Source organism: Rhodopseudomonas sp. BR0M22, from assembly GCF_010907035.1.
Classification (GTDB): domain Bacteria; phylum Pseudomonadota; class Alphaproteobacteria; order Rhizobiales; family Xanthobacteraceae; genus Rhodopseudomonas.
Map to the genome: position 1 here is coordinate 41601 of NZ_QUMK01000038.1, position 10658 is coordinate 52258.

Annotated in this window: 11 protein-coding genes; 3 read left to right on the forward strand and 8 right to left on the reverse strand. The window is 64.8% G+C overall.

Annotated features, from left to right (window positions below):
* Nucleotides 1-72 precede the first annotated feature (72 nt).
* The 3 genes from DY468_RS13965 to DY468_RS13975 form a co-directional block, all read right to left on the reverse strand.
* Entirely contained in the window at nt 73-681 is a 609-nt protein-coding gene (locus DY468_RS13965; RefSeq protein WP_164605410.1) for a nuclear transport factor 2 family protein, read from the reverse strand.
* Nucleotides 682-820: 139 nt separating this feature from the next.
* Entirely contained in the window at nt 821-1483 is a 663-nt protein-coding gene (locus DY468_RS13970; RefSeq protein ID WP_164605411.1) for a Crp/Fnr family transcriptional regulator, read from the reverse strand.
* A gap of 180 nt (nt 1484-1663) precedes the next feature.
* Nucleotides 1664-2077 (reverse strand): DUF3775 domain-containing protein, encoded by a 414-nt coding sequence (locus tag DY468_RS13975; protein ID WP_164605412.1) that lies wholly within the window; start codon nt 2075-2077, stop codon nt 1664-1666.
* A 138-nt stretch (nt 2078-2215) separates the two neighbouring features.
* Here DY468_RS13975 and DY468_RS13980 point away from each other — a divergent pair, with 138 nt between their 5' ends.
* The 3 genes from DY468_RS13980 to DY468_RS13990 all read left to right on the forward strand — a co-directional run bounded on the left by DY468_RS13980 (nt 2216) and on the right by DY468_RS13990 (nt 4813).
* Nucleotides 2216-3064 (forward strand): MBL fold metallo-hydrolase, encoded by an 849-nt coding sequence (locus tag DY468_RS13980; protein WP_164605413.1) that lies wholly within the window; start codon nt 2216-2218, stop codon nt 3062-3064.
* Between the two features lie 109 nt (nt 3065-3173).
* On the forward strand, nt 3174-4016 hold the full coding sequence (locus DY468_RS13985) for a fumarylacetoacetate hydrolase family protein (protein ID WP_164605414.1): 843 nt from the start codon (nt 3174-3176) through the stop codon (nt 4014-4016).
* Between the two features lie 179 nt (nt 4017-4195).
* The gene (locus tag DY468_RS13990) at nt 4196-4813 is read left to right on the forward strand and encodes a glutathione S-transferase family protein (RefSeq protein ID WP_164605415.1); all 618 of its coding nucleotides are present in this window, start codon (nt 4196-4198) and stop codon (nt 4811-4813) included.
* Nucleotides 4814-4831: 18 nt separating this feature from the next.
* Here DY468_RS13990 and DY468_RS13995 read toward each other — a convergent pair whose 3' ends face one another.
* The 5 genes from DY468_RS13995 to DY468_RS14015 form a co-directional block, all read right to left on the reverse strand.
* Nucleotides 4832-5383 carry a methylated-DNA--[protein]-cysteine S-methyltransferase gene (locus DY468_RS13995; protein ID WP_164605416.1) on the reverse strand — a complete coding sequence of 184 codons (552 nt, stop codon included), beginning with the start codon at nt 5381-5383 and terminating at the stop codon, nt 4832-4834.
* 43 nt (nt 5384-5426) lie between these two features.
* A complete protein-coding gene (locus tag DY468_RS14000; protein WP_164605417.1) occupies nt 5427-5975 on the reverse strand; it encodes a glycosyltransferase family protein in 549 nt (182 codons plus the stop codon).
* Between the two features lie 112 nt (nt 5976-6087).
* A complete protein-coding gene (locus tag DY468_RS14005; protein ID WP_164605418.1) occupies nt 6088-7227 on the reverse strand; it encodes a PepSY-associated TM helix domain-containing protein in 1140 nt (379 codons plus the stop codon).
* A 4-nt stretch (nt 7228-7231) separates the two neighbouring features.
* Nucleotides 7232-9568, reverse strand: coding sequence for a TonB-dependent siderophore receptor (locus DY468_RS14010; protein WP_164605419.1), 2337 nt, complete (start codon nt 9566-9568; stop codon nt 7232-7234).
* Nucleotides 9569-9767: 199 nt separating this feature from the next.
* Complete coding sequence (locus DY468_RS14015; protein WP_164605420.1) at nt 9768-10352, reverse strand: hypothetical protein; 585 nt, start codon at nt 10350-10352, stop codon at nt 9768-9770.
* Nucleotides 10353-10658 lie beyond the last annotated feature (306 nt).

The following is a 10658-nucleotide window of genomic DNA, read 5'->3' on the forward strand; positions in this document are numbered from 1 at the left end:
GGCTCCGCCATCGCGACGAGCGAAGCGACGACGCAATCGCGCGCCACGGCGTGCGAAACAAGTCAGCTCGCGTCAGCGGTCCAGCGCCTCGCCTTTCAACCACTTCGCGCCGCTCGCGTACAGCCGTTCGACGGCGTCGCCTTTCAGGCCCGGCATGTCGCGCTTGATCGGATAGCCGAGGCCGCTCTGCAAGTAAGCGAGATGACGATAGCCTTCGGGGAACTGCGCCAGCAGCGCGGCATCGAGCGACAGCTTCGCCGCAGGGTCGACCGGATCCATCCGGTCCTTCTCGTAGATCGGCTGACGCAGCACCAGGCCCCAGCGGCCGTCGCGCTTTTCGAGGAAATCGTAGAAGCGGCCGGTGCAGACCACATCGACCACGACGTCGTGCACGCTGGCGCGCTGCGAGATCGTCATCTTGGTCTGGGAGACGGCGCGGGCGCCGGCGAGATCGATCGACTGCCCGCCGAGGAAATGCAAAATCGACACGCCTTTGGCCCAGCCGGCCTTGCTCATCGCGATGAATTCGTCGGCGGTGCCTTGCGTCCAGGTCGCCATCATCCGGCCGTCGTCGAACCAGACGGTGCGAAAGCGCTGCCAGTCCCCGGCATCGCGCCACACCACCCAATTCTCGACCAACTCGCGGATCGCGAGCCGATCACGCCATCCCTCGTCAATCATGCCGTCTCCACCCTGCGTCTTGCGCGCGGTGCGCACTATAGTGGCGGCGCAGCCGGGCGTACCGGCAAAAGTGGATGGCGGCTTTGCGATGCGAAGATGCGCCGGTCTCTCGACAGCGGACACCCGAACAGCGCTGAAACTAGCTGACGCGTTCGGACCGATCCTGCAGAACGGCGCTGAGCCGGGCCGGATGCACCTCGATGGTGCGGTCGTAGCTGATCAGGCCGAGCTTGCGGAACTTGTTCATGAAGTAGCTCACCCGCGACCGGGTGGTGCCGATCATTTCCGCCAGCGTCTCCTGACTGATATGCGGCTCGATCGGCTGCGGCTCTCGGCCCTGATCGAACTCGGCGAGGCGGAGCAACAGGCGCGCCAGCCGTTTCTCGCTGCAATTGAACAACTGATCGAGCAGGTCCTCTTCGATGCGACGGTTGCGCAGCAGCAGATGACGCACGAACAGTTCGGCAAAGTCCGGTTGCGCACGGAGCGTCTCAATCAGTCGCACGCTCGGAATAGTCGCAACCACACAGTCCTGCATCGCAATAGTGGTGGCGCCACGCGTTTGCTCTCCGACCAGACAGCCGTCGCCGAAGAATTGCCCGGGCGCGACGATGCCGGTCGCAACCTCTTTGCCTTGCTCCGACAGAACTAAGACTTTGATGCGCCCCTGCAGCAGCAAATACACACTGTCGGCGTCGTCCCCCTGCGCGAAAACAGTCTTGTTCCTGGCGAACTTCGCAATCGAGCTGCCGCCGAGCTTGCGCAGCAGTTCGCGGGCATCGAAACCGAGATCCAGCGTCATCCTCGCCTCCACGGAATCGATCAGCATCGGCTCGCATGATCGACGTCGTCGCAGAATAGACCGCAGGACGCTGAATTCACTGGTAAATCTGAATTCCTCGGAATGCTACGAAGCGCACGCGACGCGCGTGCAGAGCAGCCGATGCACTTAACTATTTATCAGCCTTAAAGCGCCTCGGGATCAGGCCACCGGCGTTATTCGCTCGTCGTTCCACGACAGGCCGAACTCTTCCAACCCTTCGGCGAGGTAATCGCCGAGCAGCGGCTCGCCGAGAAGGTAACGAGCGGTGCGTCCGTTGCGGCCTTCGGCAGCCTCGCGGCGGAGATCATCCCATTCTTCGATGCTGCCATCGCCGCGACCGAGCCGCATCAAGGCGACGAGGTCGATCTGTTCTTCTTCGGTCATTGCGTTGATGAAACTGCTGATCTCCTGGACGACAGGATCGTCGCCGGTATCCTCGAGCACGTCGACCATATCGTCGTCAGCGCCGTTCGATCCGGAATCGGCGTCGGTGACGCCCTCCTTGGCGTCGAATTCGCGCGCCTTCTCGATCAGAAACGCGACCTTGTCGGTCGAAATCGCCAGCTCCGGCATCGTCTGTCCTCCGTCTTTGCGCCGACAACGGCGCTGTCCTCGAGCGACCTAACGCGTCGCAGCGCGACGCGATCCATTGCGCCGCGGCCGTAAAACCCGCATGTTCGGGCAAAATAAAAACCAGGGAGAAGACGTGGGATGGCGTGGTCAGTCGGCAAGGTCAAAATCACAAAAATCGTCGAGATGGAGATGACCGGCGGCACCCGGTTCATCCTGCCGCAAGCCACCCCTCAGCAAATCCAGACCATGCCGTGGCTGACGCCGCAATTCGCCAACGACGAGGGACGGCTGACGATGTCGGTGCATAGTTGGGTGGTGGAAACGCCGACCCGACGGATCGTGGTCGACACCTGCATCGGCAACGACAAGCAGGGCCGCGGCGTGCCGCATTGGAACGGGCTGGACAAGCCGTTCCTGCAGGATCTCGAACGCGCCGGTTATCCGGCCGACAGCATCGACACCGTGATCTGCACGCATCTGCATGTCGACCACGTCGGCTGGAATACCAGATTGGTCGACGGGCAATGGGTGCCGACCTTTCCCAACGCACGCTATCTGTTCGGCCGCCTCGAATATGATTACTGGAAGACGCATTCCACCGACGCGGCGCACGCCGCGGTGTTTGCCGACTCGGTGCAACCGGTGATCGATGCCGGCGTCGTCGATCTGATCGCCGGCGATGCGAAGATCGGCGAGGAGATCACGCTGATCCCGACGCCCGGCCACAGCCCCGGACACGTCGCGCTACACATCCGCTCCGAGGGTGAAGAAGCGGTGCTGTCCGGCGACGTCGCGCATCACCCCTGCCAGATGGCTCGGCTGGACTGGTCGTCGAGCTTCGACTCCGACCCGCAGCAATCGATCGAAACGCGCCGCCGCTTATTCTCGCGCTTCGCCGACACACCGACCTTGCTGTTCGGCGGGCATTTCGGCCCGGGCCGGATCGTGCGCGATGGCGACGCCTTCCGCCTCGTGGCGTTGCCATGACGGCTCACAGCAGCGCCGCGCATAGCCCGGCGGCGCCAGCATCTATTGAACTCGAATCATCACTGGTCCATCAGTTGGACTACCTGCACAACTGCGGAGGAAACGCGGGATGAAGCTCGTTCGTTATGGTGTCGTCGGCCACGAGAAGCCCGGCCTGTTCGATCAGTCCGGCCAGCTTCGCGATCTGTCCGGACAGATCGCCGACCTCGCGGGCGAGGCGTTTTCGCCCGCCGGCCTCGCCAAGCTGGCGGCGCTCGACGTCGCCGGGCTGCCCACAGTCCCCGGCCAGCCGCGGCTAGGGTCGCCGGTCGGCGGTGCACCGAAATTCATCGCGATCGGACTGAACTACGCCGACCACGCCGCCGAAGCCAACATGCCGATCCCGGCCGAGCCGATCGTGTTCATGAAGGCCAACAACTCGCTGTGCGGACCGAACGACGACGTCGAGAAGCCGCGCGGCTCGACCAAGCTGGACTGGGAGGTCGAGCTCGCGGTGATTATCGGCACCCGCGCCAAATATGTCACCGAGGCCGATGCGCTGAACTACGTCGCCGGCTACGCCGTCTGCAACGACGTCTCCGAACGTCACTTCCAGATCGAGCGGGCCGGTCAGTGGACCAAAGGCAAGTCGCACGACACGTTCGGCCCGCTCGGTCCGTGGGTCGTCACCAAGGACGAGATCGCCGACGTCCACAAGCTCGGGATGTGGCTCGACGTCAACGGCCAGCGTTGCCAGACCGGCTCGACCACGACCATGATCTTCAACGTGCCGAAGATCGTGTCGTATCTGTCGGAGCTGATGACGCTGATGCCCGGCGACATCATCACCACCGGCACGCCGCCCGGCGTCGGCATGGGCAAGAAGCCGCCGCAATTCCTCAATGTCGGTGACGTCGTCACCCTCGGCATCGAGGGGCTCGGCGAGCAGAAGCAAACCATCGTGGCGGCGTAAGCCTCTTATACACACCTCTCGTTCGTCGTTCCGGGATGCGCCCTTTTGGGCGCAGGCCCGAAATCCATACTCGCGGCGGTGGTTATGGATTCCGGGCTCGCTCACTTCGTTCGCGCCCCGGAATGACAGAAGATAGATCGAGCAGGCTCGCGACCAAGTCGTTCCTCTCAGGAGCATCCATGAAACTTTCCTTCTCCCAAGCCTCGCCGTTCGCCCGCAAGGTGCGGATCGCCGCGATCGAACTCGGACTGATCGACCGGATCGAATTCGTCTCGGCGACCGTGATCCCAGCGCAGGCCAACGAGCAATACATGCGCGAGGTCAACCCGCTGAAGAAGTTGCCGGCGCTGATCCTCGACAATGGCGAGGTGATCGTCGATTCCTACGTGATCGCCGAATATCTCGACGAGCTCGCGGGCGGCGGTAAGCTGATCCCGGCCTCGGGCGCAGAGCGCTGGCGGGTAAAGAGCGACCACTCGCTGCTGCAGGGCATGCTGGATTCGATGCTGCTGTGCCGCTACGAGAAGCTGGTTCGGCCGAAGGAGCTGTTCTGGCAGGGCTGGTACGACGATCACTGGGCGCGGGCCTGGGCCGGCATGGCGCGGTTCGATCGCGACACCGCGATGCTGAACGGACCGCTGACGATCGCCCAGATCGCGCTCACCTGCGTGCTCGGTTATGCCGATTTCCGCTTCGCCGATTGCGGCTGGCGTGCGGCCTATCCCAATCTCGATGCGTTCTTCCAGCGGATGTCGGAGCGCGTGTCGGTGAAGGTATCGGTGCCGCCGGCGGCCTGAGCCGCCGCCCGATCGAGATTAGTCGAACAGGCTCGGCGTGTAGTTGACCGCCGCGCCCTCGATCGCCAGCAGCTTCAGCTTGGTGGCGACGCCGCCATTGGCCGAAAAGCCGCCGGGCTTGTCCCCGGCGGCGAGGACGCGGTGGCACGGCACGATGATCGGGCACGGATTGCGCCCCAGAGCCTGCCCGACCTCGCGCGACAGCTCGACGCCGCCGAGCTGCTTGGCGATGTCGCCATAGGTCAGCGTCCTGCCGGCCGGAATGCTGCGCGCGATATCGTAGACCCGGCGCTGAAACGCCGACGTGCCGTCGAGGTCGAGCTGGATGTCGGCGAAATCGATCGCCGAACCTTCGAGCAGTGCGACGATGCCATCGATCGCGCGCTGCACTTCTGCCGGTGGCGACGCTTCCACGCTGTCAGGGTGACGCTGCGCAATCCGCGCGCGGGTCTGGGGTTCGGTCGGCTGCGGCAGTTGCACGGCGACGATGCCGCGCCGGCCCCAGACGATGCCGCAGCGGCCGATCGCCGTGTCGAACAGCGCGTGACTGTGCTGAGTGGTCGGCATCATGGCACCGAGATTACGACGGCCAGGCCGGTGCAGCCACCCGATTTCAAGCCGCCGGGACGTGCTGCTCCAGTCGCGTGGCGACGGTGGCCAACAGCTTCGTCGGCTCGGCCGGCAACACCAGCGCGCGGGATGGATCGAAATCGTAGGCAATATGGTAGGCGTCGTGCTGATCCTGGGTCAGGAACCAGAGCTCGGTGCGGGACGCCGCGGCGAACACGCCGCGCTCCAGCGCCAGCCTGATCCGCTGCCGAGGCGGCCACGCCCACAGCCGGTCGCGCAGGATCGCCGCATCGTCCGCGACGTAATGAAAGTCGGCGCCGGGCACCAGCTCGAACGACAGCAGTGCGTCGGGCAGGTGCTGGCGCCGATGCTCGCGGACGGCCCGGGCGAAATTGCGCGCTCGGCGATGATTGGTCAGGCCGCGGGCGCGCACCTTCACGGTGCTGATCTGGTCGAGCGGATCAGGCGACGGGATCGTGGTGACGATGGTGACGTCGTGGCCGCGACCGGCGAGATGGCGCGCGATGGCGATGCAATCGCGTTCTTTGCCGCTCTGCTTTTCGAGTTGGAAGACCGCCAGCAGGATTTTCATGACGCGGCGGTTGGTTCGCGACGGGTCGGGGTGATTTGACCGTCGGCTTATAGCGCGGCGGATCGGCGCGGCGCAACATTGCGGCCGGCCAGTCTCTCGTCCGATGGATGTGTCAGCCGGCGCGGGCGGCTAGCTGCATCCGCTTGTGACGGCGGCGCGATAGATACAGCAGCACCCCGGTAACGCCGAACAACGGCATGGTCAGTGCTGCGAGCATGAACAGCAGTTTGCCGGGCCAACCGAAAATGCTGCCGCGGTGAATGTCGAGCACGCGCGCCAATACCTTTTCGCCGATCGTCTTGTCGGCATAGAGGTCGGCAGACACGATCCGGCCGGTCCGGCCGTCGATCCGGAATTCGTCATGCGCGCCGTCTCGGGCGTCACTCAGCCAGGCCCGAACCCGCACAGTGCTGTCGCGGCCGGATGGCAGCGTCAAGCGCGCGGCTTCGAAACGGTTCCCGCGGTCAGCCACGAACGCGGCCCAGACGCGGTCGAGCGACACCGGCGCGGACGAGGCTTCGGTGACGGCAGGACGGCTCGGGCGCTGTGCCACGATCGGCGGCCGCGCCAGGAGCCAGGTCGCAGCCGCCTTGTACCAGTCGAACGACCACCACAGACCGGTCGTCGTCATGACGAGGTAGACCAGCAGCACCCAGGTTCCGATCACGGCGTGGAGCGAACGGTGCAGCCCGCGCCCGCGCAATTGCCAATGCGGCTTCAACCATACCTTGATGCTGCCGGGGCGGTGCGGCCAGCGCAGCACCAGGCCGGTCAGCAGCATGGTCAATAGTCCGAGCGCCGCGACAGCAGTTATCGGCCGGCCGTAGCCGTTGCCATCGCCGGGCAACAGCAGCCAGCGATGCAGCTTGCGGACGGTGGCAAAGAACGCGTCGGCCGCCGGATGACCGAGGCTGTCGCCAGTATAAGGATCGACATAGAGCGGCGCGGGCCGGGTGTGATCCGCCCTTCGGGCGAACCGAACCTCGACGACGGATGTCGCGACGCGGGGCATCGTGATCGACGCGACCGGATCGCCGGCGGCTTGCAGTTTCGCAATCAGGGCGTCGGGCGGCATCCGTGGCTCGGCACGCGGCGCGACTTCGAGGCGGCCAGCATCGAGCGCGCCTCGGATCTCGTCCTCGAAACTCATCACCGCGCCGGACAGGGCCACCACGACCAGCACCGCCGCGAGCACCAATCCTGCGACGGAATGGAGCTGCAGCAGGATAGCCCGGACTGCCGGCGGTTTCATCGGGCTAGAACTTGACGGTGGCGGCCAGTGAGAATCGCCTTGCGTCGCCGAGCGCGACGTTCAGGGTGTTCACCGCCGACGGGTAGTACACCGTGTCGAACAGGTTCTTGACGTTGAACTGGTAGATCACCGGCGTGCGGCCGTATTTGACCTCGTAGGTCGCGAACAGATCGGCCACCGTGTAGGACGGCAACACGAAGGAATTGGTGCTGTCGCCCGGCCGGTCGCCGACGTAGCGCGCACCGCCGCCGAGCCGAAGCCGTCCAGGCAGCGCTGTGCCGAAATCGTAGACCAGGAACAGCGACGCCGTGTTCATCGCGACGTTCTGCAGGCGCTTGCCGGTCAGCACCGGATCGTCGGTGACGACGGCATCGGTGTAGCCATAGCTCGCGATCGTGCTCCAATGCTCGTCGAGCCGGCCGGTGACATCGAACTCGGCGCCGCGCGAGCGGACCTTGCCGGCGGCGCGATATTCGTTGAGGCCGGTCGCGGCGTTGAACTGCGACACCAGTACGTTCTTCTTGTCGATGTCGTACACCGCCAGCGTGCCGGACAGCCGCTTGTTGAGGTCGAACTTCAGGCCGGCTTCGTATTGCGTGCCTTCTTCGGGGGCGATGTTCGAACCGATGACGAGACCGCCACTGTTCTGCAATGGCGCGATGGTCGAGGTCGGCTGCAGCGACTGGGTATAGCTGGCGTAGAGCGACACCTGGTCGTTCAGTTTCAGGATCGCGCCGGCCAGCGGCAGTAGCTTGCTGCCGTCTAGATCGGTGTTGGCGACGAATGACCGGCCGCGGCCGGCGAGCTGGTCGTATTCCATCCAGCGCAGGCCGCCGACCAGCGCGAACCAGTTGGTGAGATGCAGCGTATCCTGCAGGAACACCGAGCGGGTCTCGAGCTGATCGGTCTGGTTGCTGTCGGTGGGCGACACCGTGGTGCCGGGCTGCACCAGGCCGTAGGTCGGATTGTAGAAGTTGAAATTCGGCGTCGCCTGCCGGATCAGATCCTGACGATAGATCACGCGGCGCTGCGCATCGCCGCCGATCAGCAGCTCGTTACGGAAATCGCCGAGCCAGACATTACCCTGCAGATAGGACGTGCCGTAGCTGACATAGGCCATCGCGCCCTTGGTGCCGTCATTGCTGCGGCGCTCGACGCCGGTTCGGGCATCGACCGAAGTGATGCGCAGCTGGTTGGCGTCGTAGGTCTCGCTGTTGAAGCTGTAGGCGGCGGTGATTTTCCAATTGTCGTCGAGCCGGTGCTCGATCGAGCCCTGCACCAGATCCGACTTGCCCCAGGTCCGGTTGAACGCCTCGTCGAGCCGGCGCGTCGCCGGTATCGCCAGCGGCGCGCCGTTCACGAACGAGGTGCCGCGATCGAACGGATAGCTGAACTCGCGATGCTCGTAGCCGAACTGAAGCGTGGTGCGGTCGCCATACCAAGCGAGCGAGGGCGCAATCAGCATCTCGCGATTGGCGCCGAAATTGCGCCAGTAGTCTTCATCGAGGCCCGAGCCGACGAACCGATAGGCGACGCCGCCATCGCCGATCGGGCCTGTGACGTCGACGACCGCCTGGCTGCCGTTCTTGCCGCCACCGAAGCTCGAGCCGATCACGGTGAGCGCGCCGTGCTGATACAGGTCGGGCCGCTTGCTGATGGTGTTGACGATGCCGCCGGGCGTCTGGATGCCGTACAGCAGCGAGGCCGGGCCTTTCAGCACTTCGACGCTCTCGACGTCGGCGCCAAGCGCGCGTCCCTGCACCAGCGGCATGCCGTTGCGCATGATCGAACCATCGCGGTTGTCACCGAAACCGCGGCGGATCACGGCATCGAACGAGCCTGCCAGCGTATTGGTTTGGGTCACGCCGCTGACATTGGCGAGCGCGTCGTCGAGATTGCGCGGCAGCTGATCCTTCAGCACCTGCTCGGGCACGACATTGACGGATTGCGAGCTGTCGAGCGGCGACGCCCCGCTGCGCAGCGTCGTCGGGCTCGGCATCGCGCGGTAGCCGAGCTTGGCTTCATTCAGTTGGGCGGCGGCGGCCGCGGCAAGCTCGGACCGACTCGGCGGCGCGGCAACCGGCGTGCGACGCGCCTGCCTTCTGATCGGGGCGCGCGCGCTTCGCTGCGACGCAGGCGCTGGTCGCGACGCGGCCGTGCGGTTCGGCGCCTCGACGGTGACGCTCGGCAATTGCTGGGATTGCGCCTGCGCATCGGCAGTCTGCGGAGCCAGAATGCTGCCGCACACTGCCGCACCGACCGCAATGCGGCCAGCGACGCAGCCGCAGGTGGTCAGGAAACCCTGATGGGCACGGCGGCCGGCCTCGGATCGGTCTGGCATGTCACTCTTTTGCGCTGCAGCGGATGCGACCGCCTAGCAGAAGCAACAAACCAAGAGAATGCAGTGGGGTTTGGAATCAGTCTAACGCTCCAAACGAGGAGGCGGAGCGGAACAGCCTTCTGAGCGAAACTTCCTCGCGGCAACGCCGCCTCTCGACCGAGAAGCGGCGCTGCGCAAGACGGACGGGTGTGGCGAACGGTTATTCGTCGTCCTCGAGCGCCTGGGACAGCGCGTCGTAGTTCTTCAGAACCAGATCGATGTTGGTCTTGTTGGTCACCGCCGGCCCGGGATTCTTGGCGGCCTCATTGAGGTCGGCGAGCGCCTGCTTCTTGTCGTCGGCCGACATCTTGGTGTCCGCTTCGACCGCGGCGATCTGATCCTTCAAGGCCGCGGCCGGACCGACATAGGTCTTGGTCTTGGGATCTGTGCCGGCCAGCACCATGCCGATCGCTTCGACCACATCGCTGTATTCGTCGTAGGACGCGAAGCCGTGCTTCTTCGCGGCATCGTCGAGCTGCGCCAGAATCTTCGGATCAGGCTTGGTGTCCTGATCGTCCGGCAGCTTGGCGGCGATCGCATCGACGTCCTTGTGGGCGGCGAGCACCCCCTGAATCTGTTTCTCGGTGAGGGTGATTTCCTTCATTGCCGGCTCGGCAGCGGCCGGGGCCGACGGCGCGGCTTTGTTCGCCTGAGCGAACACGGCCGTGGTCGAGGCCGACGCGAGCGCGACGGCGAAGACACCAGCGCCGAGAGCGACGACGACGGGACGAAGGGCAAAAGGCATGAACTGTCTCCTCGAGTGGACCTGGTTCGCAGGCGGCCGTTGTTAACGGACCGCGAGCACCGCGGTTCACGCTCAATCTGACGCCAGATCGAGTCGGAACGGGGGCGAGCCTAGGCTGGTGGAGATGAACCGCTGCAAAATGCCGCGCGGAATGCACAGGAAACGCGGAGCGCCCCTTGAACGCAAAAAACGCCGCCTCTTTTGGAGGCGGCGTTTTGTGTGTTTGCTTGTCATCGTGATTTGAGGATTTCTTGTACTTTGCAGGCCTGGCAGCGACCTACTCTCCCGCGTCTTGAGACGAAGTAC

Excerpts from the sequence above, each read along its gene's own strand:
- DY468_RS13975 (WP_164605412.1), bottom strand. The coding sequence starts at position 2,077 with ATGCCGGAGCTGGCGATTTCGACCGACAAGGTCGCGTTTCTGATCGAG.
- DY468_RS13970 (WP_164605411.1), bottom strand. The coding sequence starts at position 1,483 with ATGACGCTGGATCTCGGTTTCGATGCCCGCGAACTGCTGCGCAAGCTC.
- DY468_RS14005 (WP_164605418.1), bottom strand. The coding sequence starts at position 7,227 with ATGAAACCGCCGGCAGTCCGGGCTATCCTGCTGCAGCTCCATTCCGTC.
- DY468_RS14015 (WP_164605420.1), bottom strand. The coding sequence starts at position 10,352 with ATGCCTTTTGCCCTTCGTCCCGTCGTCGTCGCTCTCGGCGCTGGTGTC.
- DY468_RS13965 (WP_164605410.1), bottom strand. The coding sequence starts at position 681 with ATGATTGACGAGGGATGGCGTGATCGGCTCGCGATCCGCGAGTTGGTC.
- DY468_RS13985 (WP_164605414.1), top strand. The coding sequence starts at position 3,174 with ATGAAGCTCGTTCGTTATGGTGTCGTCGGCCACGAGAAGCCCGGCCTG.
- DY468_RS14010 (WP_164605419.1), bottom strand. The coding sequence starts at position 9,568 with ATGCCAGACCGATCCGAGGCCGGCCGCCGTGCCCATCAGGGTTTCCTG.
- DY468_RS13980 (WP_164605413.1), top strand. The coding sequence starts at position 2,216 with ATGGCGTGGTCAGTCGGCAAGGTCAAAATCACAAAAATCGTCGAGATG.
- DY468_RS13995 (WP_164605416.1), bottom strand. The coding sequence starts at position 5,383 with ATGATGCCGACCACTCAGCACAGTCACGCGCTGTTCGACACGGCGATC.
- DY468_RS13990 (WP_164605415.1), top strand. The coding sequence starts at position 4,196 with ATGAAACTTTCCTTCTCCCAAGCCTCGCCGTTCGCCCGCAAGGTGCGG.
- DY468_RS14000 (WP_164605417.1), bottom strand. The coding sequence starts at position 5,975 with ATGAAAATCCTGCTGGCGGTCTTCCAACTCGAAAAGCAGAGCGGCAAA.